Annotated in this window: 26 protein-coding genes; 16 read left to right on the forward strand and 10 right to left on the reverse strand. The window is 32.0% G+C overall.

The window, feature by feature from the left end; genetic code table 11:
* Positions 1 to 4: 4 nt before the first annotated feature.
* Together GWR14_RS00720 and GWR14_RS00725 are read right to left on the reverse strand one after the other, a co-directional pair.
* Positions 5 to 682 carry a peptidoglycan DD-metalloendopeptidase family protein gene (locus GWR14_RS00720; protein ID WP_163407033.1) on the reverse strand — a complete coding sequence of 226 codons (678 nt, stop codon included), beginning with the start codon at positions 680 to 682 and terminating at the stop codon, positions 5 to 7.
* Between the two features lie 8 nt (positions 683 to 690).
* Positions 691 to 1,356 carry a spermidine synthase gene (locus tag GWR14_RS00725; RefSeq protein WP_163407034.1) on the reverse strand — a complete coding sequence of 222 codons (666 nt, stop codon included), beginning with the start codon at positions 1,354 to 1,356 and terminating at the stop codon, positions 691 to 693.
* A gap of 64 nt (positions 1,357 to 1,420) precedes the next feature.
* On the opposite strand from GWR14_RS00725, the gene GWR14_RS00730 reads away from it, so the two are divergent.
* Entirely contained in the window at positions 1,421 to 1,972 is a 552-nt protein-coding gene (locus tag GWR14_RS00730) for a 1-acyl-sn-glycerol-3-phosphate acyltransferase (protein WP_163407035.1), read from the forward strand.
* Between the two features lie 84 nt (positions 1,973 to 2,056).
* Here GWR14_RS00730 and GWR14_RS00735 read toward each other — a convergent pair whose 3' ends face one another.
* Positions 2,057 to 2,491, reverse strand: a complete 435-nt coding sequence (locus GWR14_RS00735) for a helix-turn-helix domain-containing protein (RefSeq protein WP_163407036.1) — start codon at positions 2,489 to 2,491, stop codon at positions 2,057 to 2,059.
* 314 nt (positions 2,492 to 2,805) lie between these two features.
* Here GWR14_RS00735 and GWR14_RS00740 point away from each other — a divergent pair, with 314 nt between their 5' ends.
* The 4 genes from GWR14_RS00740 to GWR14_RS00755 all read left to right on the forward strand — a co-directional run bounded on the left by GWR14_RS00740 (position 2,806) and on the right by GWR14_RS00755 (position 7,722).
* A complete protein-coding gene (locus tag GWR14_RS00740) occupies positions 2,806 to 3,960 on the forward strand; it encodes a M14 family metallopeptidase (RefSeq protein WP_163407037.1) in 1,155 nt (384 codons plus the stop codon).
* Positions 3,961 to 4,037: 77 nt separating this feature from the next.
* Entirely contained in the window at positions 4,038 to 4,517 is a 480-nt protein-coding gene (locus GWR14_RS00745; RefSeq protein ID WP_007805990.1) for an Lrp/AsnC family transcriptional regulator, read from the forward strand.
* A gap of 92 nt (positions 4,518 to 4,609) precedes the next feature.
* Positions 4,610 to 7,195: a phosphoenolpyruvate carboxylase gene (locus tag GWR14_RS00750; RefSeq protein ID WP_163407038.1), complete on the forward strand. Its 2,586-nt coding sequence runs from the start codon at positions 4,610 to 4,612 to the stop codon at positions 7,193 to 7,195.
* A gap of 11 nt (positions 7,196 to 7,206) precedes the next feature.
* Entirely contained in the window at positions 7,207 to 7,722 is a 516-nt protein-coding gene (locus tag GWR14_RS00755) for a DinB family protein (RefSeq protein WP_163407039.1), read from the forward strand.
* On the opposite strand, the gene GWR14_RS00760 is transcribed toward GWR14_RS00755, so the two are convergent.
* The 6 genes from GWR14_RS00760 to GWR14_RS00785 all read right to left on the reverse strand — a co-directional run bounded on the left by GWR14_RS00760 (position 7,723) and on the right by GWR14_RS00785 (position 13,363).
* Positions 7,723 to 7,863, reverse strand: a complete 141-nt coding sequence (locus tag GWR14_RS00760; RefSeq protein ID WP_163407040.1) for an SsrA-binding protein — start codon at positions 7,861 to 7,863, stop codon at positions 7,723 to 7,725.
* Positions 7,864 to 7,934: 71 nt separating this feature from the next.
* Positions 7,935 to 9,647: a M56 family metallopeptidase gene (locus GWR14_RS00765; RefSeq protein ID WP_163407041.1), complete on the reverse strand. Its 1,713-nt coding sequence runs from the start codon at positions 9,645 to 9,647 to the stop codon at positions 7,935 to 7,937.
* 7 nt (positions 9,648 to 9,654) lie between these two features.
* On the reverse strand, positions 9,655 to 10,020 hold the full coding sequence (locus GWR14_RS00770) for a BlaI/MecI/CopY family transcriptional regulator (RefSeq protein WP_163407042.1): 366 nt from the start codon (positions 10,018 to 10,020) through the stop codon (positions 9,655 to 9,657).
* Between the two features lie 32 nt (positions 10,021 to 10,052).
* Positions 10,053 to 11,897, reverse strand: a complete 1,845-nt coding sequence (locus GWR14_RS00775) for a M56 family metallopeptidase (RefSeq protein WP_163407043.1) — start codon at positions 11,895 to 11,897, stop codon at positions 10,053 to 10,055.
* Positions 11,898 to 11,904: 7 nt separating this feature from the next.
* Positions 11,905 to 12,273 carry a BlaI/MecI/CopY family transcriptional regulator gene (locus GWR14_RS00780; RefSeq protein ID WP_163407044.1) on the reverse strand — a complete coding sequence of 123 codons (369 nt, stop codon included), beginning with the start codon at positions 12,271 to 12,273 and terminating at the stop codon, positions 11,905 to 11,907.
* Positions 12,274 to 12,457: 184 nt separating this feature from the next.
* Positions 12,458 to 13,363: a right-handed parallel beta-helix repeat-containing protein gene (locus tag GWR14_RS00785; RefSeq protein ID WP_163407045.1), complete on the reverse strand. Its 906-nt coding sequence runs from the start codon at positions 13,361 to 13,363 to the stop codon at positions 12,458 to 12,460.
* Between the two features lie 346 nt (positions 13,364 to 13,709).
* Here GWR14_RS00785 and GWR14_RS00790 point away from each other — a divergent pair, with 346 nt between their 5' ends.
* The 5 genes from GWR14_RS00790 (at position 13,710) to GWR14_RS00810 (ending at position 17,429) form a co-directional block, all read left to right on the forward strand.
* Positions 13,710 to 14,309 (forward strand): DUF1684 domain-containing protein, encoded by a 600-nt coding sequence (locus GWR14_RS00790; protein ID WP_163407046.1) that lies wholly within the window; start codon positions 13,710 to 13,712, stop codon positions 14,307 to 14,309.
* The gene (locus GWR14_RS00795; RefSeq protein ID WP_163407047.1) at positions 14,309 to 14,956 is read left to right on the forward strand and encodes a TatD family hydrolase; all 648 of its coding nucleotides are present in this window, start codon (positions 14,309 to 14,311) and stop codon (positions 14,954 to 14,956) included. The genes GWR14_RS00790 and GWR14_RS00795 overlap by 1 nt, the downstream gene beginning before the upstream one ends.
* A gap of 89 nt (positions 14,957 to 15,045) precedes the next feature.
* On the forward strand, positions 15,046 to 15,762 hold the full coding sequence (locus tag GWR14_RS00800) for a tRNA threonylcarbamoyladenosine dehydratase (RefSeq protein ID WP_163407048.1): 717 nt from the start codon (positions 15,046 to 15,048) through the stop codon (positions 15,760 to 15,762).
* An 87-nt stretch (positions 15,763 to 15,849) separates the two neighbouring features.
* Complete coding sequence (locus tag GWR14_RS00805; RefSeq protein WP_163407049.1) at positions 15,850 to 16,512, forward strand: HAD family hydrolase; 663 nt, start codon at positions 15,850 to 15,852, stop codon at positions 16,510 to 16,512.
* Positions 16,513 to 16,586: 74 nt separating this feature from the next.
* Positions 16,587 to 17,429 carry a DUF2911 domain-containing protein gene (locus GWR14_RS00810; RefSeq protein WP_163407050.1) on the forward strand — a complete coding sequence of 281 codons (843 nt, stop codon included), beginning with the start codon at positions 16,587 to 16,589 and terminating at the stop codon, positions 17,427 to 17,429.
* A 73-nt stretch (positions 17,430 to 17,502) separates the two neighbouring features.
* On the opposite strand, the gene GWR14_RS00815 is transcribed toward GWR14_RS00810, so the two are convergent.
* Positions 17,503 to 18,354, reverse strand: coding sequence for an aldose 1-epimerase family protein (locus GWR14_RS00815; RefSeq protein ID WP_163407051.1), 852 nt, complete (start codon positions 18,352 to 18,354; stop codon positions 17,503 to 17,505).
* Between the two features lie 187 nt (positions 18,355 to 18,541).
* Here GWR14_RS00815 and GWR14_RS00820 point away from each other — a divergent pair, with 187 nt between their 5' ends.
* The 6 genes from GWR14_RS00820 (at position 18,542) to GWR14_RS00845 (ending at position 26,638) form a co-directional block, all read left to right on the forward strand.
* Complete coding sequence (locus GWR14_RS00820) at positions 18,542 to 20,809, forward strand: M1 family metallopeptidase (RefSeq protein ID WP_163407052.1); 2,268 nt, start codon at positions 18,542 to 18,544, stop codon at positions 20,807 to 20,809.
* A gap of 462 nt (positions 20,810 to 21,271) precedes the next feature.
* Positions 21,272 to 21,919 carry a GNAT family N-acetyltransferase gene (locus tag GWR14_RS00825; RefSeq protein WP_163407053.1) on the forward strand — a complete coding sequence of 216 codons (648 nt, stop codon included), beginning with the start codon at positions 21,272 to 21,274 and terminating at the stop codon, positions 21,917 to 21,919.
* Between the two features lie 55 nt (positions 21,920 to 21,974).
* Positions 21,975 to 23,168, forward strand: a complete 1,194-nt coding sequence (locus tag GWR14_RS00830; protein ID WP_163407054.1) for an argininosuccinate synthase — start codon at positions 21,975 to 21,977, stop codon at positions 23,166 to 23,168.
* Positions 23,161 to 24,138, forward strand: coding sequence for an N-acetyl-gamma-glutamyl-phosphate reductase (gene argC / locus GWR14_RS00835; RefSeq protein ID WP_163407055.1), 978 nt, complete (start codon positions 23,161 to 23,163; stop codon positions 24,136 to 24,138). The genes GWR14_RS00830 and argC overlap by 8 nt, the downstream gene beginning before the upstream one ends.
* A gap of 80 nt (positions 24,139 to 24,218) precedes the next feature.
* On the forward strand, positions 24,219 to 25,358 hold the full coding sequence (locus tag GWR14_RS00840; protein ID WP_163407056.1) for an aspartate aminotransferase family protein: 1,140 nt from the start codon (positions 24,219 to 24,221) through the stop codon (positions 25,356 to 25,358).
* A gap of 86 nt (positions 25,359 to 25,444) precedes the next feature.
* A complete protein-coding gene (locus GWR14_RS00845) occupies positions 25,445 to 26,638 on the forward strand; it encodes a glutamate-5-semialdehyde dehydrogenase (protein WP_163407057.1) in 1,194 nt (397 codons plus the stop codon).
* Positions 26,639 to 26,721 lie beyond the last annotated feature (83 nt).

Consider the following 26,721-nt stretch of genomic DNA (forward strand, 5'->3'; position numbering starts at 1 on the left):
CTTTTTATATTATTTTTAATAATAAATTGGGGTCAGGGCAGTTTTCTGTATAAAAATCCAAATCATTTTTATTACAAACTCCAGGATAATCCCCCAAATAATCTCCAATGTTTTTAATAATCTGAAAATGTAAGTGCGGTGCATAATCTCCGTTAATTTTTGAATCACCAAGTGTAGCAAGACATTCTCCTTGTTTGAAAAAATCACCGACATTTATTTTCTCTATACTTTGTAACGATAAATGACCGTATAAAGTATAAATTTTTTGATTTTCAATTTCATGTTCCAAAATAATGGTTGGGCCATAATCCCCGAGATTATTGTTGTTTTTGAAACTATGCACTATTCCGTCAAGAGCAGCTAGAACAGGAGTTTGGGCTTTTGTCCATAAATCAATTCCAATATGGATGTTGCGTTCGGGAATCAAATCGTTCCTGAAAATTTCGCTTCGCTGATACAATGTTCGAGTTTCAATGTAGCCTCCATAAGCTGCTTTAGCATTATTCGTTCTTAAATAATCAGTAATATAATTTTCAAAATCAGTTGAAGTTTGAAGATTTTTATTGATCAATTCAAGATTATTAGGAGATAAGTCTAAAGAAAGATATTCAGAATAATCAATGTTAGCATCAATAACTTTAGTAGATGGTAATTCTTTTAATATGGAGACAAGGCTTTTCATAATAGTATTTAGGCTACCTTTTCAATCACAATCAATTCGTTATGGTGTTCTACACGAGGAAGCATTTTAACAGAGTATAATTCAGTATTAATATCTGAAACATATTTGCGGTTTCTAATATTATGGGCTTCATCAAGAATCATGGTGTTAAAAAGAACAAATCCCTTATTTTTTAAGATAGCACAAATTCTTTCGCTAAAAAAAGACTCAAATAAAAAATTAGGCATTTTAGTATCTTCAAAAATATCAATGATAATCAAATCGTATTGGTTCTTGGTTTTCAGGACAAACTCAAAAGCATCATCAATAATAATTTCTAATTGTTGAATTTGAGAAAGATTAAAGTATTCATTGGCAACCTGAATAATATCAGTATCAATTTCAACTCCGGTTATTTTTCCTTTATATTCGATTTCATCAACCAGTGTTTTTACAACACTTCCGCCTGCAACTCCCAAAACGAGAATATGATTCATTCTCTGAATAGTTTCAAAACCAATATTTCTTAAGCCATACCTTAATATACGCTGAAGACTTCCGTAAGAGTAATTTGTGTTTTCAGAATCTAAAACTAATTCCCCATTTGCCCAGGTAACCTCAATCATTTTACTACGGGCTGATTTTTTTTTGAAGATTTTTATAGGAATTAAATAACTGAAGATTTTTTGAATCATTTTTTATGCTTTTACCCAAATTTAGCATTATATTTTTTTATTTTGTGCGGAATATGAAATTTTAATGAAAAAACAATTGTATAAAATTCTATTTTTTAAGCTAATGGGCTGGAAGATAGTCGGGATAGAAAACGCTGAAGTCAAAAAATGTGTGATGATGGTTATGCCGCATACAAGTAATCATGATTTTTATTTAGGGATCTTTACAAGAGGGATATCTGGATTAGAAATGAACTGGGTGGGTAAGAAAGAATTATTTAAATTTCCTTTTGGTTATTATTTTAAAAGTGTGGGAGGAGAGCCATTAGACAGATCGGGCGGTTTGAATAAAGTAGATGTGATTGCTTCTATTTTTGCAAGAAAAGAGATTTTTAGGTTAGCCATTGCGCCCGAAGGAACACGAAAAAAAGTAAAAGAAATTAAGACAGGGTTTTATTTTATAGCTCTTAAAGCAAAAGTACCCATTATTCCCGTAGCTTTTGATTGGGGTAAAAAAGAAGTTAGACTTGGGGAGCCGTTTTTGCCAACAGGAAATTATGAAACAGATTTTGAAATTCTAAAAAATCATTATCAGGGTGTTGTTGGGAAAATTCCTGAAAATGGAATTCAATTGTAGTTTTTGAGAAATTTTTCAAATGCACGAGAATCGTGTGAGTGAGAATTAATTTTACCGTTCTTCAAATATGTGTTAATTTTTAAATTATGGAGAAAAAGCCTTGAATGTGCCGTTTTTATAAAAAAGTACAATTTTTTCAATTTCGCTATTTTCCAGATTAAAATTTAGCTTTTTTGGTTCTGATGAATTCCCTGTTGTTTTTATGTTATTTAATTCATCTGTAGAAAAGGAGTCTTCATTGGACAAAATAGGAGGAAGAGATTTTGAAATTTCTGAAGATCTTTCATCAAGGTTTTTTGGAAAATTTCCTTTCCCGATCAAAATCCAATATAAGTCTACGTCAGGAAAAACTTCTAAGATTTTCATTATAAAATCTAAACTGGGTTTGTTTCGTCCGGATAAGAGATGAGATATACTTGAACGCTGTACGCCAATTTTATCTGCAAAAGCAGAAGCATTTAAACCATAATAATCCAGTACAATTTCAAGTCTTTTTACAAACTCATCGATGTTTACCATTGTGAAATGTTATTTTAAAAATGAATATTTACAAATGTAAATAAAAAGATCTCACATGGTGATTTTACAGTTGTAAAATTAATAAGCGATGATTTTTATTTAAACTAAAGTAATAAATTGTGAGTTTTAAATTGTTGAAATATAATATTTTAAATTATGTTTTATTTTGTTTTAAAAGCAGATGCTTGTAGTGATAAAAAAAAATGATATTAGTTTCAAAAAGCTGTTTACAATATTAAATTGTTTAAAATTTAAACGTTTTACAATTGTAAAAATAAAGATATTTACTTTTGTAAAACTAATTAAAAAGCACAATGAACTTAGAAGAATTATTCAATCAAAACAAAGAACAGTCCATAGAAGGACGCTACCTTACATTAGAACATATTCAGCCAATATTAGAAAAGATTAATACAGACAATCAGGTGAAGGTTGTTGGTAAATCGGTTTTAGGGAAGCCTATATATAGTTATGAAATTGGTTCAGGAAAAACCAGAATTTATTTGTGGTCGCAAATGCATGGAAACGAAAGTACGACTACTAAGGCGCTGTTTGATTTTATTAATGTTTTAAATAATGGCTCTGAGTTTGCAGAAGAAATGCTTTCAGCATTTACCTTTTATTGTATTCCTATACTAAATCCTGATGGGGCTGCGTTCTATACACGAGTAAATGCTAATCAGATTGATTTAAACAGGGATTCGCAAGACTTAACTCAGCCGGAAAGCAGGGTTTTACGTGAAGTTTTTGAGACTTTTAAACCTGATTTTTGTTTTAATCTTCATGATCAGCGTACTATTTTTGGAGCTGGAGAAACAGGAAACCCCGCAACAGTGTCTTTTTTAGCGCCATCATATAATGAAGAGAGAGAAGTTAATGAAAACAGATTAAAAGCTATCAATATAATTGCTGCAATTAATGATGAACTGCAAAAATATATTCCCGGGCAGGTAGGACGTTTTGACGATTCTTTTAATATTAATTGTATAGGAGATACATTTCAGTATTTAGGAACGCCTACAATTTTATTTGAAGCAGGTCATTTCCAAAATGACTACGACAGAGAAGTTACCAGAAAGTTTATTTTCTTTTCTCTTGTTACAAGTTTCAAAGCTCTTTTCGAAAACGATATAGTTAATAATAGGATTAATGATTATTTGAATATTTCACAAAATAAAGTGGTTTTTTATGATTTTATGTATAAAAATGTCAAGATAAATTATGATGGTATCGAAATTATTACGAATTTTGTCGCACAATACAAAGAAGAATTGATTGACAGCAAAATTCAATTTAATGCTTATATAGTTGAAGTAGGGGAGTTAGAAAATTATTTTGGACATTATATCTACGATGCAAAAGGCGCTGCATATTCAGATGATTTTACCAATTTTCCGAAGACTGATCAAAAAGCAAATTTTTATTTAAATAAAAACGTTAAATTTGTTAACGGACTGATAAAAAGTTAAATTTTATGTGAATTTGTTGTTTTTTATATATATTTTTATACTTTGTAATACAAATTAGTAATATTAATTAAAGAATTATGAGTAAATTTCGTTTAGATGAAGTAGATCACCAGATTTTAGATATGTTAATAGACAACACGAGAGTTCCGTTTACTGACATTGCAAAAAAATTATTGATTTCTGCCGGAACTGTCCATGTTAGAGTAAAAAAGATGGAAGATGCCGGAATAATAATGGGGTCTTCATTAGCCTTAGACTACGATAAATTAGGGTATTCATTTATTGCTTATGTAGGAGTTTTTCTTAATAATACATCTCAGACAAAATTTGTATTAGAACGAATTAACCAAATTCCTTTCGTGACTGTAGCTTCTGTAACTACAGGAAAATTTAATATTTTTTGCAAAATTAGAGCTAAAGATACTAAACACGCTAAAGAAGTTATTTTCATGATTGATGATATCGAAGGTGTTTACAGAACTGAAACAATGATTTCATTAGAAGAAAGTATTAATGATAAGAAGCGTTTGATGCATACTATTTTCAAAAATATGTAATATTTTCTTGAATGCTATATTAATAAAATATAACCTCAAGTTTTCTTGGGGTTTTTTTATGACTAAATAACTAAACAACTATAAAAAGGATTATGTATACGTTGCCTAAAATAGAACGTTTCAATCAGGACGTTCTCTCAAAATACCATATTTATAATAGTGTTTTTATAACACTGCCTTTCGATTCTATTGATAATACAGGGGTTTTACTTCCTTTATTTACAGAGACATGCGAAACGGGGTTTAAAAAACAGGAAACTCCGAAAGAAATTTTTGACTTTTTCTCAAATAAATTTTTAAATAACTCTTCTGAAGAAGAAAAAATCGACCTAATGTTTCGATTTATTCAGTATATCGAACGTCAGATTGTATTATTTGATGCTATCGAAGATGCAGCTTTCCCAGTTGTCAACAACATGGAAGGTCGTGGTTCGTTACGTGATATCAAAGAAAAATCGGATGCAAAAGAGAAAGATGAAGAGTTAATAGATTTTCTTGAAAACTTTAATGTGAGAACTGTTCTGACAGCACACCCGACTCAGTTCTATCCAGGACCGGTTCTTGGGATTATAAACGATTTGACTGAAGCAATAAGACAGAATGATTTATTGAAAATCAAGCAATTGCTTGCTCAGTTAGGGAAAACTCCTTTTATACAAAAAGAAAAGCCAAACCCGTATGATGAAGCGGTAAGTTTAATTTGGTATCTGGAAAATGTGTTTTATGAAACGGCAGGTGAAATTGTTCATTATTTGCAAAAAAATATTCTTGAGGGTGATGCAATTCAGAATCAATTGATAAAACTTGGTTTCTGGCCAGGTGGTGACCGAGACGGAAATCCTTTTGTAACAACCGATATTACATTGAAAGTTGCAGAACGTTTACGTACTTCAATCTTAAAATGCTATTATGTTGAAATGAGAAATCTGAAAAGAAAGCTAACTTTTTCAGATGTAGATACTTTGGTGGCAGAACTTGAATATAAACTTTATAGATCTGTTTTTTATTCTAAGGGCGAAATTTACATTACTTTAGAAGAATTGTTGACACAATTAAACAAAATCAGGGCAATAATAATTGAAAAACATCAGTCTTTATATTTAGATGAATTAGAAGCACTGCTTGTAAAAATTAATTTATTTGGTTTTCATTTTGCTACATTAGATATTCGTCAAAACAGTAAAATACATAATGCTGTTTTTCATGATGTAGTAAATTATTATTTAAAAACAGGTTCAGGTATATTCCCGGAAAATTATTTTGATTTGTCCGAAGATGAAAAATTAGTGATTTTATCTAAAGTAAAAGGGGATTTGAATCCGGCTGATTTTGATAGCGATATTACAAGACTGACTTTAGAATCGGTTCAGGCTATTAAAACGATTCAGGAAAATAACGGAGAATTTGGTGCTAACCGTTACATCATTAGTAACAATGAAAGTGCATTGAACGTTATGGAGACTTTTGCAATGATTCGTTTGAATAATTGGGAAAACCCTAGTGTAGATATTATACCACTTTTTGAATCAGTTGATGATTTGCAGAATGCGCATTCGATAATGGAGCAGTTGTATACCAATCCTGAATATGCAGCGCATTTAAAATCACGTGATAATAAACAAACTATCATGCTTGGTTTTTCTGACGGAACAAAGGACGGTGGTTACCTGATGGCAAACTGGAGTATTTATCAGGCAAAAATTTCATTAACTGAAATTTCAAGAAAATACGGAATTAAGGCTATTTTCTTTGATGGACGTGGAGGTCCTCCAGCGCGTGGCGGTGGAAAAACACATAAATTCTATGCATCATTAGGGCCTAAAATTGAGAATAACGAAATTCAGATTACAGTTCAGGGACAAACCATAAGTTCTAATTTCGGAACTTTGGATTCCTGCCGTTACAATATCGAAAACTTATTAAGTGCCGGTGTTACAAATCAGGTTTTTGGTAAAGAAAAAAATGAACTGAGTGCAGAAGAAACTGAAATTTTGACGCAATTGGCAAATTTAGGTTACGATAAGTATTTGAGTTTTAAAAACCACCCTAAATTTATTCCGTATTTGGAGAAGATGAGTACATTGAAATATTACTCTAAAACCAATATTGGAAGCCGTCCGTCAAAAAGAAGTAAATCTGAGCAATTGGATTTTGCCGATTTAAGAGCGATTCCTTTTGTAGGTTCATGGAGTCAGTTGAAACAGAATGTGCCAGGATTTTTTGGAGTTGGATCGGCTTTAAAACATTTTGAAGAAACAAACCAATGGGAAAAAGTGAGTGATCTGTATCATAATTCATTATTCTTTAAAACACTTTTAGAGAATAGTATGATGTCCTTGGCAAAATCATTTCTACCATTAACAGCATATATGAGAAAAGATCCTGAGTTTGGTGAATTCTGGCAAATCATTTATGACGAGTTTTTAGAAACAGAACGTCTTTTACTTAAAATTGCGGGTCATAAAACATTGATGGAAAATTATCCTGACGGTAAAGCTTCAATTCAGATTAGAGAACGTATTGTGTTGCCATTGTTGACTATACAGCAATATGCTTTATTAAGAATTAATGAACTGAATAAAGAAAATGAAAAAAATGAGAATTTGATTAAGGTATACGAAAAAATTGTAACCCGTTCTCTTTTTGGAAACACAAATGCAAGTAGAAACTCTGCCTAAATTTATTTATTATGTTAGCTTCAGATTTATCAACAAATGAATATTCTGTTTTTAATGCAACTTATATAAAAGCCGCTAATAATAAAACACTATTAGATGGTTTAATTGAAGGCTTGCCTCAGTTGGTAGATTTTGTAAAAAATGTACCGGCTGAAAAATTAGAGTATCGTTATGCGAAAGGAAAATGGACAATAAAGGATATTGTTCTGCATATGATAGATACAGAGCGTATTTTTGCTTATCGTGCTTTAAGAATCAGCAGGGGAGACAAAACTCCTTTGCCTGGTTTTGAAGAAAACGATTATGTACCTTTTGCATTTGCTAATTCACGTTCTATAGAAAGTCTGTTGGCTGAATATGAAAATGCAAGAAAAGCAACGATTAGTTTTTTTGAGAGTCTAAATGAAGAGCAGCTTTTGTTTATGGGGACAGCTTCAAATACAGCTATTTCAGTAAGAGCAATTGGGTTTATTATTACAGGCCATCAAAATCATCATATAAGAGTGGTTTCAGAAAGGTATCTGTGATTAATCTAAAGCTCGTTTTGTTACATATGCGCGATAACCAATAATTGCCATTTGCCATTTTTTTGCTTTTGCTATATCCAGACCTTGTTTGGTAAAACTTGGCAGAAGGAGTTTGTTTATTTTGGCTAAGATTTTAAACATAAGAATGAATTTTTCTCAAAGATAAAAAAAAGACTTTGCTTAATGGCAAAGTCTTTTTTGTGTTTTAAGGTTTAAGATTTTTTACTTTCTTTCTCCATCTTTTTTAGTTCCTTTTCATGTAATTTCATGTTTTTCTCATACTCCTTCATACTTTTTTCGTATTTTTTCATGTGAATTTCATACTGTTTCATGTCCTTACCGTATTTTTCTTCTATATACTGAGTATATTTTTCCATGTCAGCATCAAATTTTTCCATGGCGATGTCGTATTTCTCCATTTCTTTATCAAAAATTGCTGCTCTTTTTTCCATGATTTCTTCAACTTGTTTTTCATAAGCAGACATATCCGGTTCAAAAGCACTCATTTTTCTCTCAAATTCAGCCATTTCTTTTTCAAAATTTTTCATAGCAGTTTTTTCTTTTGGATTTAAAGGAGGAACGGGAGGTTTTGGCATTTTTGACATATCTATTTCAGGAGCCTGCGGCATAGGGCCATTAGGAAAAACAGGTGGAGTTGGAGGAGTTGGAGGTGTAACATGAGAATCTTGTGAATCTCTTACATTGATCATACGGGCTTCCATAACCATAGGATTGCTTATTTTATCATCAGTGACAAGGCTTATTTTTTTAGTACCATTAGCGTCAGCAGAAATTACAATTCCGCAGCTTTTTATTACATTTTTACCTTCAATCTCAATAGTTTGGTCTCTTCCTGTGCCTTTCTCAATATCAACTTTAATGGCTGTCAATTGATTGTTTGAGTTTCTTTTTACTTTAGAAATTGCAATATCGACATTATGATTTTGTTTCAATTTATCTTTAATTTCTTTTAGTTCTTCATCTGTTGTTGTGTTTTTAATTTTGTAAACATCAACAGAAGCCGGTGGTTCAGAAATTTCCTGAATTTCTTTTTTCTCTTGTGCAATAATTTTAATTTGAAATAAAAATACAAATGCTACAAGGGCGGGAAGAACGACATAATACTTCCATGAATTCCTTCTTTTTGATTGATTTTTGTTTAACATGACAATTCGTTTTTTGATTAATGATTGATAAAAATGATTGGTGATGGCAACACAGCTTTCGTGCGTTGTTATTTTTAAAAGCGTGTATTGATACGCTTTTTTGTCTGATATTTTTTTAGAAGCTACACTGTCCGCAATGAATTCCAGATTTTGTAATATGGCTTTTTTATAAAGCCAAATAATTGGATTGAACCAAAACAAGACGCAAAATACTCTTGAAATTATTACATCAATAGTGTGGTTTTGATCACTGTGAACTTTTTCATGTTCTATAATACTTTCTAATTCTGATGAAGTATACATTGATGAGTTGTATACGATGTAATCAAAATAAGAAAAAGGCGCAATGTTTTCTTTTACATCAATGAATTTAAAATCAGCCTGCTGTTTGATTTTTTTTCCTTTTAAAACCGAATTCAAATTGTAAAAGTCTGCTATAAATTTTATTATGAGTGCAAGGAATCCAATACTATAAATGGCAATTGCAACATAATTCCAATTAATTTCAAATGTTTCTTCCTGAATGTTTTGTGCCACAAAAGCTGTGGAATAATTCATAGTTGGCATTGGAATAGGATCAATCCATACAATTTTAGTATACACCCAAAAAGGCAGTAAAACAGAAGTTGCCAATCCGGCAAGTAAAAACCAGCGATTACTGTTGAAAAATGTTTCTTTGCGTAGTAAAAAATAATAGGCACAATAAAACAATACAATCAACCCGGATGATTTTGCGATATAGATAAAAAGTGTTTCCATAAGCGAATTATTTTTCTTCTTGATTTTCAATCATAGCCAAGATCTCACGTAATTCGGCAGCAGAGATTTTTTCTTCTTTAGCGAAAAATGAAACCATACTTTTGTAAGAACTATTGAAGTAATTATCAATTGCAGTGCTCATAAAGCTTTTTCTGTAATCCTCAATGCTTACAACCGGATAATATTGATGTGTATTGCCAAAGGCATTGTGACTTACATACCCTTTTTCCTCTAAATTACGAATAATTGTTGAAAGTGTGTTGTAATGTGGTTGATCTTCAGTGATTTCTGCTTGAACTTCTTTTACAAAAGCTTTTTTTAGCTTCCATAAAATATGCATTATTTCTTCTTCTTTGTTGGTTAACTTTTGCATGACCTGAATAGTGATTTTAAATATATTTGAAATTATTTTTTGGTAGTTATTTCAATTACGCCATTTTTTCCTTTGTTACCATATTTAGTTGTAGATGTCGGCTCTTTCAAAACATTTATTTGTTCAATATTTTGTGGATCTAAATCATTCGCAGTCTTATTCGTAATTTTTCCGTCTATCACAATTAATATTTTTTTTATATCAACTTTTTGATTTTCTGCAACAATTGATAAAACATTTTCAGAGTTTTTATGTCCTGTTACTTTCCAGTTGTTGTTTTGTTTGATTTCAGTTTCTTTCTCAGTTTTTTGCTGTGGTTCTTCTGTTTTATCTTTAGTAATGATTTCAATAACACCATTACTTCCTAAATCTCCATATTTTGCTGTGGCATCTGATCCTTTCAAAACATTTATGCTGTTAATTTTGTTTGGATCTATGTCTTTAATGTCCAAATCGGGACTTGAAACATCGCCATTAATTATGATTAATGGTTTAGTATCATTTTTAGTTACAACTCTTATAATGTTTCCGTCTTTGTTTATAGAAGTATTTGTGCTAACATTTGTATGAATGTCTGTATCAGTATTAGAATTAGTTTTAGCATCATTATTTATATTAGAAATTTGAGTGTCTTTAATTCTTATTTGAATGTTTTTATCCTCTGTTTTATAGCCTGTTGTAATAGGCTCGGAGTCGGTTAAATTAAATGAGATTGTTCCGTTTTTTTCTTTAATAACAATGATTCCGATTTTTTCAATCCCTTTATTAGATATTATTTTTTTAGTTTTATTAACTCCATTTTCGTTTTTTAGATTGATATTAATAGAGGTAATTTCGTTTTTGGAATTTCTTTCTAATTCAGAGATGTTGGCTGAAATATTAAATTCATCTTTTAGTGCTTTTGTCTTTTTGTCGAGTTCATCATTGGTAGTGTTTTTATTTATGGTAAATACATCCATCGATTCAACCTTGTCCGGATTTATATTTTCGATATTTTTTGGTCCCTTTTCTTGTGCGACTATTTCAACCTGAAATAAAAGCATAAAAGCTGTAAGTGCAGGAAGAATGACATAATACTTCCATAAATTCCTTTTTTTTGATTGATTTTTGTTTAACATGACGATTCGTTTTTTGATTAATGATTGATAAAAATGATTGGTGATGGCAACACAGCTTTCGTGTGTTGTTATTTTTAAAAGTGTATACTGATACGCTTTTTTGTCTGAAATTTTTCTGGAAGCTTCTTTATCAGCAATAAATTCAAGGTTTTGAACAATTACTTTTTTATAAAGCCATATAATTGGATTGAACCAAAACAGGAGGCAAAATATCTGGGAAATTAATACATCTGCAGAATGGTTTTGGTCACTGTGTACTTTTTCATGTTCAATAATATTTTCTAACTCAGAAGTTGTATACATTGATGAGTTGTATACTATATATTTAAAGTAAGAAAACGGTGCAATTTTTTCAGTTGTGTCAATTAATTTGTAATCAGCCTGTTTTTGAATTTTTTTGCTTTTTAAAACGGAATTCAAATGATAAAAATCCTTTACCAGTTTGATAAGAAATATTAAAAAGCCGATACAGTAAAGAGAAAGAATGATGTAATTCCAATTTATTTCAAAGTTTTTTTTCGAAGGTGTCTGACTTAAATAAACTTCAGGAAAATTTAAATCTGTCGCCGGAACAGGATCTATCCATACAATTTTAGTATAAACAAGAAAAGGGAGCAGGGCAGAAGTAATTAAACCAGTCAACAAAAAATATCTGTTGTTGTTGAAAAAAGTTTCTTTGCGCAATAAAAAATAGTAAGCACAATAAAATAATACAATTAAACCTGATGATTTTGCGACATATATATATAGTGCTTCCATGAATTATTTATTTTTCTTCTTTTGGATTTTCGATCATAGCTAAGATTTCGCGTAGCTCTACAGCTGAAATTTTTTCTTCTTTTGCAAAAAATGAAACCATACTTTTATAAGAACTATTGAAATAATTATCAATGGCAGTACTCATAAATCCTTTTCTGTAATCTTCAATGCTTACAATTGGGTAGTATTGATGGGTGTTTCCAAAAGCATTGTGTCCAACATAACCTTTTTCTTCCAGATTGCGAATAATAGTAGAAAGTGTATTATAATGTGGTTGGTCTTCAGTTATTTCTGCCTGTACTTCTTTTACAAAAGCTTTTTTAAGCTTCCACAAAATGTGCATAATTTCTTCTTCTTTATTAGTTAACTTTTGCATGTTTTTTAATTTTAAATCAAAAATACAACTATTTTTTTAGTTTTACAACTAAAAAAATAGTTATTTAACTTGTTTTGTAGTTTTAAGTAGTTTTAAAATAAAGACAGTTTAAAAAAGAAACTATGAGTAACAAAAAAAGGCTACCAATTAAGGCAGCCTTTTAAAGTATTTTATCGAAAAAATATTAATACAGACGAGTAAATAATCCTTTTCCGTTTCCAGAACCTCCACTGCCGGTAATTGTGATATGCCCGGTATTTCCGTTTCCGTCATAACCCCAGGCCAGATTATTTGTAGCAGTATTATTGGTTACAGTATGAGCAACGTTTTGCCCTGCACTTCCTAGTTTAAATCCGTTTCCGTCTCCATTTGTACCAAAACCATTATTGCTTGCTGTACATCCTTTTATAGTTACAGTATATGGTTGTCCATATAAGTCCCAACCATCATCAGAGTTGTGATTAGCAGTACAGTTTTCAAACTTATTGTTTGCTCCGGCAGATAATTTACAGGCAAATCCATCAGCATTTTCACCTCCGTTAGCTGAGTCATAATTATCGTTTGATTTGCAGGAAAGAACATAGTTGTCATGTCCTCCGTTATAAATTTGCAAACCAGAATCTCCGTTAGCCAAAGTACTTACATTATAAACATAATTGTAGCCACCAGTTTGGAAAACCAAACCGCAGTCTTTTGCGTTTTTAATGGTCATATTGGTAATGTTCCAGTAGCTTCCGTTTACTTTTACACCCCAGCTGCCTGATGGCTGTCCTGAACAATTTAAAACACCTCCTGTTAGATTTATTTTAGAACTGGAAGTACCGCTTTTTGCAAGTTCTAAAGTTTGCGTAAGATTTATGGTACCGCTAATTGTGATAATATCTCCGGCTACTGCTGATGAAACTGCAGACCTTAAAGCAGCTTCAGTTGTAACGGTCGTACTTTTAGCAGTAAGAGAACTGCTGTTTGTTGGTGTAACTTCCTGATTATCGATAGCAGTTTCGTTTTCTGTAACAGGTGTATCGCTGGTTTCACAGGCGGTAAGGGAAAGAATTGAACATAAAACAAGTAATTTAAAATTTGTTTTCATAATAATTTAAAGTTTGATAGTGGTTAATAAAGTTTTTTTGTATTCCAAGCGCTTGAAATAAAATACTGATATTCAGTAATGTAATCGATTACGCAAACTTATGTAAAAAAAATGTACAAATTACATTTTATTTAAAATAAATATTAAAAAAATGATTATTACAAAAATATTTTTATTAAAAAAATGAATTAGTTCAATAAATTAACTAAAATTTATAATTTATTTTTTAGTTAGCTGAAATCGGTTGAAAACGCAGTTTTGAAACAGAAAAGTATTGAATTGATAAATAATTAAAGTGAATAATTGATTTATTGTTTTTTGGTTTAATTTTGCCAAAATTTTAGTAATGAAGAATTTTTTTATTTTTATTGTGTCTTTAGTTTTTGCTTCGGGCTTCTGTCAAAAGAAATTCAGTCATTCGGATGCAGAAAAATTTCAGAAGAAGATTAATTCGGAATATGCTGATGCTAAGACAAGCCCTTTGGAGGAAAAAGATTTGAAGGTATTTAAATCATTGGAGTTTTATCCGGTAAACAGTAAGTATTTTGTAAATGCGAAGTTTGTTCAGGCAAAAAATGAAAAGGCATTCGACATGAAAACGTCTACAAGCAGAAGGCCTAAGTATATTAAATTCGGTACAGTATTTTTTACTTTAAATGGTGTGGCATTACAACTGAGTGTTTATCAGGATGTGGAACTTTTAAAAAAGGATGAGTATAAGGATTATCTGTTTTTACCTTTTTCAGATTTGACTTGTGGTAAAGGAAGTTATGCCGGAGGTAGATACATTGATTTGAAAATTCCGAAAGGAAATACTATTTCAATAGATTTTAATCAGGCTTATAATCCATATTGTGCTTACAATTATAAGTATTCATGTCCAATTGTTCCTTCGGAAAATGATTTGAATGTAGAAATTAAAGCTGGGGTAAAAACTTTTCATTAATGGAATTTTTTAATCTTCATACACATCAGTTTACAAATAATCCCAATATTTTAGAATTGGTGAATCAATATCCGATGGAATTTGACGAGTCGATTCCATTTTATTCAATCGGAATACACCCCTGGCATATTAAGGAAAGTAAAATTGATTCAGAATTGCAGATTATTGAAGAAAAACTGAGTACAAAAAATTGTCTTGCAGTAGGAGAATGTGGTTTAGATAAACGAATTGAAATCCCATTAGAACAACAGGTTACTGTTTTTGAAAAACAATTGTTTTTAGCTGAAAAATATAAAAAACCTGTGATTATTCATTGTGTGGCAGCGTATCAGGAAGTGATTGCTGTTAAAAAGAAATTAAAGATTTCAGTTCCGATGATCATTCATGGATTTTCTAAAAATAGTCAGGTTGCCGGTCAGCTTATTAAGGAAGGATTTTACATTTCGTTTGGGAAATATTTATTGCAAAATCCGGATTTAAAAACGGTTTTTCAACAAATTCCGAATAATCGTTTCTTTTTGGAAACAGATACAATTGAAGAGAATATAGAGCAGGTTTATAATTTAGCTTCTGAATATAAAAATTTAAAAATAAAAGAATTACAAAGTATAATTTCAAGTAATTATAGAAATGTGTTTGAGTTCTGATTACATGGGATGTTTAGAAGTTTAAATGAAACATGAAATCTCAAACATGAAACGTGAAACAAATAAAATTAAAATAACAAAAGAAATATATGGCAGAGTGGACAGAAAGAGCCGAGCTTTTATTTACAAAAGAAGGATTAAATAACCTGCAAAACGCAAATGTTATGGTTGTAGGTTTAGGTGGAGTCGGATCATTTGCAGCTGAGTTTTTGGCTAGGGCAGGAGTCGGAAATATGACTATCGTTGATGGTGATGTTGTTGATATTACCAATATAAACAGACAATTACCTGCTTTACATTCGACTGTAGGAGAACCAAAAATTAAAATTGTAGGGGATCGTCTGATGGATATTAATCCTGAATTAAAGCTAACCCGAGTGCAGGAATTTTTATCTCCCGAACGTGCTTTTGAAATCGTTTCTCCAGAATTTGATTATGTTTTGGATTGTATTGATAGTGTTACTCCAAAGCTAAATTTAATTTTTGCTGCAAAACGTAAAAAAGTAAAAATTATAAGCAGTATGGGAGCTGGCGGAAAAATGCTGGCTTCAAAAGTAAAAGTTGGAGACATTTCAAAAACCTGTTATTGCCCTTTTGCAAAAACAATTAGACGCCGATTAAAAGCAGAAAAAATTTATAAATTAAAAGTTATTTTTTCGCCTGAGATTCCCGATAAGAAGAGTTTACGAATGACCGACGGTAAGAATTTTAAAAAGTCATTTTACGGTACGAATAGTTATATCCCTGCTTTATTTGGCTTACATGCTGCTGAAACCGTAATTCGTCACTTACTTAAAAAAGAATAGGTTTATAGCTCATGCTAAGTTTTAAGTAACTAAATCAGGGATGAAAACTTAGAATCTGAGGAGCTCAGCCTTTATTAATTAAAAAAAATGATTAAAACAGTAATTTTTGATATGGACGGCGTAATTGTCGATACAGAACCCGTTCATCGTTATGCTTATTATAAACAATTTTCAGAATTAAATATTGATGTTTCCGAAGAAATGTACACTTCATTTACCGGATTTTCAACGCGAAATACTTTTCAGACTTTAAAGGAATTTTTTCCAGCAATTGAATCTGGTGTTGAAGAATTGATTCAAAGAAAGAGAAGTATTTTTAATGATGCTTTTGATACCAAAGAGGATTTATATTTATTGGAAGGAGTCGAGGATTTAATTAAAGATCTGCATGCAAACGGAATTCAGTTAATTTTAGCTTCGTCAGCTTCAAAAGTGACAATTGAACGTGTTTTTACCCGATTTAATCTTCATCAGTATTTTTCTGCAATTGTAAGTGGAGAGGATTTTCCGCAATCAAAACCAAATCCTGCAATTTTTGAGCATGCAGCTTCGTTGTCAATTGCTCCGAAAGAAAATTGTATTATAATTGAGGACAGTACAAATGGTGTCAAAGCAGCCAAAGGCGCCGGGATTTTTTGTGTTGGTTACAGAAGCCAAAATTCTGAAGGACAGGATTTATCAGAGGCCAGTTTGGTGATTAATCATTTCAACGAATTAAATGCTTTAAGTATATCACAGTTAAGTGTTTGAATTAAGTAAAATTTAACTTTTTCGCCTTTTTTGAATTTGTAAATTTGAAAAAAAAACAAAACAGACTTTAAAAAATGAAGAAACTACTAATTGCATTAGCCATTATTTTGGCTCCTTTTGCCTCAGAAGCACAAATAAAAACACCGCAGGCGAGTCCAAAAGGATATATTAAACAAACTGTCGGGCTTACTGACGTTGAAGTAACTTATTCAAGACCAAGTGCAAGAGGAAGGGCAGTATTTGGAAATTTAGTTCCGTTTGGAAAGTTATGGAGAACAGGGGCTAATGAAAATACAATCATCAACTTTGGCGATGATGTAGTTATTGACGGAAAAACTTTAAAAAAGGGTAAATATTCCATTTATACCATTCCAAGAATAGAAAGCTGGGAAGTGATTTTTTATCTTTCGACAGATAATTGGGGATTACCTGAAAATTGGAGTGACGCTTATGTAGCTTTGAAAACAACTGTTAAAGAAGAAGCATTGACTATTCCGGTTGAAACATTTACGATTGGTATCAATAGTCTTGATCAGAATTTTGGTCATTTAGAAATGGCATGGGAAAACTCTCGTGTAGCATTAAAATTTGAAGTTCCTACAGAAAAAATGGCAGCTGCGAGTATCAAGAAAACTTTAGCCGGACCAACATGGAATGATTATTATGCAGCATCCCAATATTTGTTTCAGTCAAATGGAGATTTGACAAACGCAAGGGATTATGTTGACCGTGCATGGGAAATGAGTCAGGATAAGCCATATTATTTATCAAGATTGAAATCGTTAATTCAGGCAAAACAAGGAGACAAAGCTGGTGCTATAGAAACTGCTAAAATTTCTTTGGCCGCTTCTGAAGCTGCGAATAATCAGGATTATGTAAAAATGAATAAAGACAGCATTTCAGAGTGGAGTAGATGATTTGCTTCCAGATTTAAAAATAAAGAAACCCATTTTGAGACAATTTTCAAAATGGGTTTTTCTTATACTTGATTTAAAGAATTTCGATATCAAATGAGGTTTCGAAAGTTTGATTTGCCTCAAGAATTAATATTCCTTCTTTTTTTAATAAATCCCCATATTTTTCAGTTGTATCAGAATAGCCATACCAGGGTTCTATACAAATAAAAGGAGCATTTTCTTTGGTCCAGATTCCTAAATTTGGAAAATTCTCAAAATCAACTTTTAGGTAAGGTTTTGTGTTTTCATAAATTGTTAGTGAATTTGATTTTATGGTTTTAAAAATCAATGCGTCCTTTTCGAATAATTTGTAATTTAACGGAACTATATTATTAGAAGCGGCTAAAATTTCAGTTGTATTTGAAATTAAACCATCTTCAAGGAGGTGATATTCCAGTTTTTCTTGCTTTTCAAATTGAATACTATAATTAGAAAAATCTCCTGGCAAAGCAAAAGCCGGGTGTGCACCTATAGAAAAGGGGAGCTTTTTTTCTTCTTTATTGATTATTTTGTAAGCGATGTTTAGTTTGTTTTCTTCAAGACTGTAAACAATCTGTAACTCAAATTTAAATGGATATTTTATGAGAGTTTCTTCATTATATATCAAAGAAAATACAGCAGACGATGTTGTTTTTTCGATCAATTGAAATTCCATATCGCGTGCGAAACCGTGCCTTGGTAAATGATAATCTTTTTGATTGAATGTATAAGTTTCATTTTTTAAACTTCCGACAATTGGAAAAAGAACAGGAGAGTGTTTTGGCCAATAATCTGGGTTGCCATTCCACATGTATTCTATGTTTTGATTGTCAATCAGAGAGAATAATTCGGCTCCCGCATGTTTTATAGAAGCTTTTAGTTTTTTATTTGAGATTGTTGTGTTCAAAATAATGAGAATTGATTTAAAATTGGATTTATAATAGTTGTAAATATATTTTTAAAATCTGTTTTTATCTTTTCAAATTAGCAAATTGTTGTTTTAATAAAATTTAGCTAAAATTAAATTAAAGGTTTTGCTTTTCTCTGTAAATAGCTTTTTTTTTCATTAATTTGTTATACAAATAGGTATAAATATGAAAACAAACTTCTCGAAAGCCTTATTAAGTATGGCTTTTTTTGTGGGATTTTCTTCGGTTTGGGCGCAGGAAGCACCAAAGGCTGTTGGGAATCCAGTTAATAAATACAATTATCATGATGCTTTCGCACCGCATTTTTACACTAAAAACGGTACTCCAACCCGCTCAGCAAGTGGTCAGCCGGGTGTTGAATACTGGCAAAACAGGGCTGATTATCAAATTACAGCAAAATTAAATGCTACAACAAACGAAATTATTGGTACTGATATAATTACTTACACTAATAATAGTCCGGATAAATTGTCTTTTGTCTGGCTGAATTTAGATCAGAATTTATTCAAAAATGATTCAAGAGGAAATGCGGTTATACCTTTGACAGGAAGTCGTAACGGGGCTCAGGGACAGATTTTTGACGGAGGAAATAAAATAAAATCAGTGAAAGTAATTTCAGGAGGGAAGAAAAGTACAGAAACTGATGTGAAATATGTAGTTACAGATACCAGAATGCAAATCTTTCTTCCGGAGGAACTAGGATCAAAAGGCGGATCAGTAAAAATTAAAATAGAGTTTTCATTTATAGCTCCGTTTGAAGGTTCAGATAGAATGGGAGTTTTGGAAACTAAAAATGGTAAAATTTTTACTATTGCTCAATGGTACCCGCGTATGTGTGTGTATGATGACGTAAGAGGTTGGAATACACCGCCATATTTGGGAGCTTCTGAGTTTTATCTGGAATACGGTAATTTTGATGTAAAACTTACAGTTCCTGCAAATCATTATGTTGTTGGATCCGGAGAATTGTTAAATGGTGCTGAAGTATTACCTGCAGAGCAATTTAAGAGATATAAAGAAGCTTCTCAAAGTGATAAAACGGTTATGATACGTTCTGAAGAAGAAGTTGCAGCGACTGCAAATACTAATGCATCTGCTGAAAAAACCTGGCATTATCAAATTAAAAATGCACGTGATTTTTCGTGGGCTTCGTCACCGGCTTTTATTTTAGATGGAGCAAAAATTAATCTTCCAAGTGGTAAAAAAGCGTTGGCTTTGTCTGCTTACCCGGTAGAGAGTTCAGGAAGAGATGGATACGGACGCTCTACAGAATATGTAAAAGCATCCATTGAACATTATTCTAAACAATGGTTTGAGTATCCTTATCCGGCTGCGACGAACGTTGCAGGAAACGAAGGCGGAATGGAATATCCGGGAATTGTTTTTTGTGGATGGAAATCAAAAGGCCAGGATTTATGGGGAGTGACAGATCATGAGTTTGGTCATATCTGGTTTCCGATGATTGTTGGTTCAAACGAAAGACTATTCGGATGGATGGATGAAGGTTTTAACACTTTTATCAATTCATTGAGTACAGCAGCATTTAATAATGGTGAATACAAAGAAAAACCAACCGATTTGCATGAAGAAGCAGAATCATTCACCAGTCCGGATTTAGAAACGATAATGAGCTCTCCTGATAATATGAAGGAAGCTAATATTGGGACACTTTGTTATTTTAAGCCAAGTGCGGGTCTTATTTTGTTAAGAGAGCAGGTTTTAGGTAAAGAACGTTTTGATATTGCCTTTAGGACTTATATTGAACGATGGGCTTATAAACACCCAACTCCGGATGATTTTTTCAGATCTATGGAGAATGTTGCAGGTGAAGATTTAAGCTGGTTCTGGAGAAGCTGGTATGTAAACAACTGGCGTTTTGACCAGGGAATAAACTCTATTAAATATGTGAAAAATGATCCTGCAAAAGGGGTTATTATTAATGTTGAAAATTTTGACAAAATGCCAATGCCTATTGTTTTGGATATAAAGGGCAAAAGCGGAAAAGTTACAAGGGTTAATTTACCTGTAGAAATTTGGCAGCGCAATAACGACTGGTCTTTCAAGCATAATTCGACAGAAGAAATAGAAAGTATTGTATTAGATCCTGATCATGTTTTCCCTGATTATAATGAGTCAAATAATATTTGGGCAGCTTCAAAAAGTAAAATCGAAAAAGATGTTATTCTTGATGGTTATTTAGGAGTTTATTCGACAAACAGAGCTCCTTTGAAAATTGAGTTTACTGAAAAAAACAGTACTTTAAATGTAGAAATTACAGATTTTCCTAAGTTTACCGTGGAGCCTGTTGCTGGAGAAAAAGATACTTTTCAGTCTAACAGAGCGGGTTTGAAATTTAAATTTAACGAAACAAAAACAGCTTTTGATATGACTGTTTTAGGAAATGGACAAGTAATTCCGTTTACCAAAAAATAAAAACAAAACACGTAATTTGCTCAGCCCGATAGGTTTATGTAATCTATCGGGCTTTTTTTGTCCTAAAAAATAACATTGTATTAAAAAAACGTTAGAATTTTAAAAATTTGTTTTCTAAATAAAAAAATAATGTACTTTTGCACCATGAATAAAATAAGTTTACATATAACTTCTTTGTCACGGACAATTTCTCCTGGTACTTCTCCCGAAGTACGGATGCTATTAGCATAGTATTCAAGAGTTTTTCGTCGCGTATTTATTTATATTCATTTTTCATTTTGAAATCACATACATTGTCCATCGGACAGATATATACCCAAAGTATTTATTTTTATCAAAGTTTCCTTAATCAGATTTTCGATTTTAAAGGTAGTGCTTTTTTTGTATCTGTTATTAACTGGTTTTTTGGATTTCAAACCAAACAATACGTTTTAATATTTAACTCTAACTTCAATTATTGAAATGAAAATCTCTATTGTTGTTACTCAGGAAGAACACTTCAAATTTGCACAGGAAATCTGTGATACAATAGAATCGTCTGCTTTGTTAAGAGGTACGGGGATTGCTAAAAGAACTCCTGAATACATTCAGAAAAAAATGGCAAATGGTGATGCTATGATTGCTTTGGCTGATGGGAAATTTGCCGGTTTCTGTTATATCGAAAGCTGGCAGCACGGAAAATTCGTGGCACATTCGGGGTTAATTGTGCATCCTGATTACAGAAGTTTAGGTTTGGCAAAAAAGATAAAATCAAAAGTTTTTGATTATTCATTAAAAAGATATCCTGATGCCAAAATATTTGGAATTACAACCGGTTTGGCAGTTATGAAAATTAACTCTGAATTAGGTTACAAACCAGTTCCTTTCTCAGAACTTACAACTGATCCAAGTTTTTGGGCGGGCTGTAAAACCTGTACTAATTTTCCAATTTTACAAAGTAAAGAAAACAAAATGTGTCTTTGCACAGGGATGTTATATGACCCTAAAGAAAAACAAAAAACACCGCCAAGACATCCTTTTAATGAGGCTGTTTTAAGCAGACTTAAAAAAATTAAACAGGCTTTATTTCTTACTAAAATATTGTCATTTATTTTTTTATTCAAAATTTAAATTAGAAAAAATCTCAAACTGCTATATACGAAAGTATTAGCCAAAATTATAAAAAATGAAAAAAGTAGTATTAGCTTATAGCGGAGGATTAGATACCTCGTATTGTTTGAAATATTTAAAAAATGAAAAAGGATATGAAGTTCATACCGTTCTTGTTGATACAGGAGGATTTAGCGAAGAAGAATTATCGGCTATAGAAAAAAGAGCTTACGAATTAGGAAGTGCACAGCATGCAAACCTAACAATCATAGACAAATATTATGATAAAGCGATAAAATATTTGATTTTCGGAAATGTATTAAAAAACAATACGTATCCGTTATCAGTAAGTGCTGAGCGTGTTTTTCAGGCAATTGAAGCTATTAAATATGCTAAGAAAGTAGGAGCAAGTGCAATTGCACACGGAAGTACAGGCGCAGGAAATGATCAGATTCGTTTCGATTTGATTTTCCAGACTATCGCTCCGGAAATTGAAATCATTACTCCGATTAGAGATTTAAAACTTTCAAGACAAGAAGAAGTAGATTATTTGGCTAAAAATGGGGTTCATTATTCTTGGGAAAAAGCGCAATATTCTATCAATAAAGGACTTTGGGGTACAAGTGTTGGAGGAAAAGAGACATTAACTTCAAGCCAGCCATTACCAAGTGAAGCTTATCCTTCGCAATTGCAAAAAGAAGGTGAAGAAAAAGTGACTTTGCATTTTGAACAAGGAGAATTAGTTGCATTAAATGGAAAAAAAGATGTTCCTGAAAATAATATCGTAAAACTTGAAAAACTGGCAAATGCTTATGCAATTGGAAGAGATATTCATGTTGGTGATACTATCATCGGAATTAAAGGAAGAGTTGGTTTTGAAGCTGCTGCTCCATTAATTATCATCAAAGCGCACCATTTATTAGAGAAACATACTTTAGGAAAATGGCAGCAATACTGGAAAGAGCAGTTAGGAAACTGGTACGGAATGTTATTCCACGAAGGTCAGTTCTTGGATCCGGTTATGAGAAATATAGAGACTTTCCTTCAGGATACTCAAAAGACTGTAAATGGGACTGTTACGGTTTCATTAAAACCATATCATTTTTCGCTTGACGGAATCGAATCTAAAAATGATTTGATGAATACAGGTTTTGGTCAGTATGGCGAAATGAACAATGCCTGGACATCTGAAGATGCAAAAGGATTTATTAAGATTTTAGGAAATGCACAAAACATATTTTCATCTGTAAATCATTTAGATCATGATTAATATTGGAATCATTGGTGGTTCGGGCTACACAGCCGGAGAACTCATCAGAATATTAATGTATCACCCTAATGTAAACATCGATTTTGTTTACAGTACCACAAACGCCGGAAAGCCACTTTCTGTAGCGCACCACGATTTGATGGGCGATATTGAAATGAATTTCACCGCCGAAATCAATCCAAATGTGAATGTTGTTTTCTTGTGTTTAGGCCATGGTAAATCGATTTCGTTTTTGAAAGAAAATCAATTTGCCAGTCATACTAAAATCATTGATTTAGGAAACGATTTCAGATTGAACAAAGATGCGCATTTCGAAGGAAAAGACTTTGTTTACGGATTGCCTGAAATAAATAAAGCTGAAATAAAAAAAGCAAATTATATCGCAAATCCTGGTTGTTTTGCAACTGCTATTCAGTTGGCTTTATTGCCTTTAGCAAAACACAATTTATTGAATAATGATGTCCATATTAATGCAACAACCGGAAGTACAGGTGCAGGAGTAAGTCTTTCAGAAACTTCTCATTTCAGCTGGAGAAATAATAACTTTTCTCATTATAAGGCTTTCGAACACCAGCATTTAGGTGAAATTTCAGAAAGTTTGGTTCAGTTACAGGATGATTTTGACAGCGAATTGCTTTTTATTCCGAACAGAGGAGATTTTCCAAGAGGAATTTTTGCAACACTTTATACATTGTGCGATGATAGTTTGGAACAATTAGTAGCAAAATACGAAGAGTTCTATAAAAATGAGCCTTACGTAACCATTACCACAACAAACATCAACATGAAACAAGTGGTGCAAACGAATAAATGTATTATTAGTTTATTGAAAAAAGGAAACCGGGTTCTCATAACATCAATTATAGATAACTTAACCAAAGGTGCTTCAGGACAAGCGATTCAAAACATGAATTTAATGTTCGGATTAGAAGAAACCACAGGTTTACATTTGAAACCAAGCGGATTTTAGATTGTTGGTTAACCGTTTAATCGTTAATTCAGTTAATCGATTAAACAAATCAACGATTAAACAATTAAACAAAAAAACACATGAACTTATTCAACGTTTACCCATTATACGACATAACTCCGGTAAAAGCAGTAGATTGTACCATTATTGATGACAAAGGAGTAGAATATTTAGATTTATACAGCGGACATGGTGTGATTTCTATTGGACACACACAGTCGGATTATGTAGCAAAACTTAAAGATCAGATAGATAATTTAGGATTTTATTCTAATGCGATCCAAAATCCTTTGCAGGTGGAATTGGCACAGAAATTAGGAAAACTTTCTGGTCTTGAAGATTACGAATTGTTTTTATGCAGTTCTGGTGCTGAGGCGAATGAAAATGCTTTAAAATTAGCTTCTTTCTATAACGGAAAATCAAGAGTGGTAGCTTTTCATAATTCTTTCCACGGAAGAACTTCTGCAGCAGTTGCTGTTACGGATAACAAAAAAATCGTTGCGCCAATCAATGCACAGCAAGAAGTAACTTTTTTACCTCTAAATCAAATTGAATTAGTTGAAGCTGAATTAGCTAAAGGCGATGTTACAGCAGTAATTATCGAAGGAATTCAGGGAGTTGGAGGTTTAGACCAGGGAACAACAGAATTTTTTCAGGCTTTAGAAAAAGCATGTAAAAAACATGATGTGGTTTTGATTTTAGATGAAGTACAGTCTGGATATGGAAGAAGCGGAAAATTCTTTGCTTTCCAACACCACGGAATCAATGCTGATATTATTTCAGTTGCAAAAGGAATGGGGAATGGTTTTCCTGTTGGAGCGATTTTAATTTCTCCAAAATTCGAAGCAAGTTTTGGATTATTAGGAACTACTTTCGGCGGAAGCCACTTGTCTTGCGCAGCAGGAATTGCAGTTTTAGATGTAATTGAAAAACTGGATTTACAGAAAAATGTAAATGAAGTTTATGCATATTTCTTAGAAAAAATCAAAGAAGTTGAAGGAATCAAACAAGTAAAAGGAAAAGGATTAATGCTTGGAGTGGAGTTTGATTTTGATGTAGCAGCTTTAAGAAAGAAATTAATCATCGAAAAACATATTTTTACAGGAAGTGCGAACAATAAAAATCTATTGAGAATTTTACCACCGCTTACAGTGAAAAAAGCTGATATTAATACGTTTGTAAAAGCTTTAAAAGAAAGTTTAGAAGAACTTAAAAACTAAGTTTGTCTATAACTGTTAATTCGTTTAATCGTTTAACTGGTTAATCGATTAAACGAATTGACGATTAACCAAATTAAACCAAAAAAATGAAATCATTATCAATTGAAACACGCAATGCAGTTTTGCGGACTATGGCAAAGCTGGTCGAACAGGAGCGGAATCAGATCATTTTGACCAATAAGGAAGATCTCAGCGATTACGACGGTTCGGATTTAGCGATGGAAGAACGCCTGAAAGTAGATGATAAAAAAGTAGATGAAATGATTTTGTCATTGAATCAGTTAGCTTCGCAGGAAGATCCCATCGGCATTGAGCGTTTTCATTTTACTCATGATAATGGAATTAAAGTGGTGAATAAAACTGCAGCTTTCGGAACCATTTTAATTATTTACGAATCGCGTCCAGATGTTACAATTGAAGCGGGAGGAATTGCTTTTAAATCCGGAAATAAAATTTTATTAAAAGGCGGAAAAGAATCTTTAAAATCAAATTTAAAGATTGTTAGTCTTTGGCATAAAGCTTTAGAAGAAAATGGAGTTTCAAAAGACTGGGTAGAATATCTGAATTATAATAGAACTGAAACCCAAGCATTTTTAGAAAAACCAACTCAAAAAGTAGATTTAATTGTTCCAAGAGGAGGAGAAAAATTAATTGAGTTTGTAAAAGCACATGCGACTTGCCCGGTAATCGTAAGTGGACGCGGCAATAACTTTGTTTACGTTCATGAAGATGCAGATACAGATTTAGCCTTAAAAGTAATTTTAAATGCTAAAACGGCTAAAATTTCGGCTTGTAATGCTTTAGATAAAGTTTTGATAAGTTCTAAGCTACCAAATTTTGAAGGTTTTACAGCGATGTTAATCGAAGCTTTAATTGAATCGAAAGTGGAAGTAATTGTCGATAAATCGTTAGAGAATTTCGAGAATACGAAAACAATTCAAAACGAAGATATTTGGCACGAAGAGTTTCTGGATTATAAAATTGTAATCGGAACCATTGATTCTCAAGATCATGCCATTGATATGATTAATAAATACTGCGGAGGACATTCTGCAGCAATTATTACTAGAGATAATGAAGTCGCACAACAGTTTATGGAATCAATAGATGCAGCAGCGGTTTACCAAAATGCATCAACTAGATTCACAGACGGCGGACAATTCGGTCTTGGTGGAGAATTAGCAATCAGCACTGATAAACTACATCAAAGAGGACCAATTGGTTTACAGCATTTGGTAACCAATAAATGGTATGTATACGGAGAGGGACAAATTAGATAATGTGTCAATTTGATAATTAGAAAATTTTCATTTTGGGAAAAAAGACTTAGAATCTTAGCATCTCAGAATCTTAGCATCTTATA

Source organism: Flavobacterium ajazii, from assembly GCF_010614725.1.
Lineage (GTDB): Bacteria > Bacteroidota > Bacteroidia > Flavobacteriales > Flavobacteriaceae > Flavobacterium > Flavobacterium ajazii.

Coding starts and splice junctions, on each gene's coding strand:
- GWR14_RS00725 (WP_163407034.1), bottom strand. CDS start 1,356: ATGATTCAAAAAATCTTCAGTTATTTAATTCCTATAAAAATCTTCAAA.
- GWR14_RS00740 (WP_163407037.1), top strand. CDS start 2,806: ATGAACTTAGAAGAATTATTCAATCAAAACAAAGAACAGTCCATAGAA.
- GWR14_RS00825 (WP_163407053.1), top strand. CDS start 21,272: ATGAAAATCTCTATTGTTGTTACTCAGGAAGAACACTTCAAATTTGCA.
- GWR14_RS00770 (WP_163407042.1), bottom strand. CDS start 10,020: ATGCAAAAGTTAACCAACAAAGAAGAAGAAATAATGCATATTTTATGG.
- GWR14_RS00730 (WP_163407035.1), top strand. CDS start 1,421: ATGAAAAAACAATTGTATAAAATTCTATTTTTTAAGCTAATGGGCTGG.
- GWR14_RS00830 (WP_163407054.1), top strand. CDS start 21,975: ATGAAAAAAGTAGTATTAGCTTATAGCGGAGGATTAGATACCTCGTAT.
- GWR14_RS00780 (WP_163407044.1), bottom strand. CDS start 12,273: ATGCAAAAGTTAACTAATAAAGAAGAAGAAATTATGCACATTTTGTGG.
- GWR14_RS00840 (WP_163407056.1), top strand. CDS start 24,219: ATGAACTTATTCAACGTTTACCCATTATACGACATAACTCCGGTAAAA.
- GWR14_RS00845 (WP_163407057.1), top strand. CDS start 25,445: ATGAAATCATTATCAATTGAAACACGCAATGCAGTTTTGCGGACTATG.
- argC (WP_163407055.1), top strand. CDS start 23,161: ATGATTAATATTGGAATCATTGGTGGTTCGGGCTACACAGCCGGAGAA.
- GWR14_RS00750 (WP_163407038.1), top strand. CDS start 4,610: ATGTATACGTTGCCTAAAATAGAACGTTTCAATCAGGACGTTCTCTCA.
- GWR14_RS00720 (WP_163407033.1), bottom strand. CDS start 682: ATGAAAAGCCTTGTCTCCATATTAAAAGAATTACCATCTACTAAAGTT.
- GWR14_RS00820 (WP_163407052.1), top strand. CDS start 18,542: ATGAAAACAAACTTCTCGAAAGCCTTATTAAGTATGGCTTTTTTTGTG.
- GWR14_RS00735 (WP_163407036.1), bottom strand. CDS start 2,491: ATGGTAAACATCGATGAGTTTGTAAAAAGACTTGAAATTGTACTGGAT.
- GWR14_RS00785 (WP_163407045.1), bottom strand. CDS start 13,363: ATGAAAACAAATTTTAAATTACTTGTTTTATGTTCAATTCTTTCCCTT.
- GWR14_RS00760 (WP_163407040.1), bottom strand. CDS start 7,863: ATGTTTAAAATCTTAGCCAAAATAAACAAACTCCTTCTGCCAAGTTTT.
- GWR14_RS00800 (WP_163407048.1), top strand. CDS start 15,046: ATGGCAGAGTGGACAGAAAGAGCCGAGCTTTTATTTACAAAAGAAGGA.
- GWR14_RS00810 (WP_163407050.1), top strand. CDS start 16,587: ATGAAGAAACTACTAATTGCATTAGCCATTATTTTGGCTCCTTTTGCC.
- GWR14_RS00775 (WP_163407043.1), bottom strand. CDS start 11,897: ATGGAAGCACTATATATATATGTCGCAAAATCATCAGGTTTAATTGTA.
- GWR14_RS00745 (WP_007805990.1), top strand. CDS start 4,038: ATGAGTAAATTTCGTTTAGATGAAGTAGATCACCAGATTTTAGATATG.
- GWR14_RS00795 (WP_163407047.1), top strand. CDS start 14,309: ATGGAATTTTTTAATCTTCATACACATCAGTTTACAAATAATCCCAAT.
- GWR14_RS00765 (WP_163407041.1), bottom strand. CDS start 9,647: ATGGAAACACTTTTTATCTATATCGCAAAATCATCCGGGTTGATTGTA.
- GWR14_RS00805 (WP_163407049.1), top strand. CDS start 15,850: ATGATTAAAACAGTAATTTTTGATATGGACGGCGTAATTGTCGATACA.
- GWR14_RS00755 (WP_163407039.1), top strand. CDS start 7,207: ATGTTAGCTTCAGATTTATCAACAAATGAATATTCTGTTTTTAATGCA.
- GWR14_RS00790 (WP_163407046.1), top strand. CDS start 13,710: ATGAAGAATTTTTTTATTTTTATTGTGTCTTTAGTTTTTGCTTCGGGC.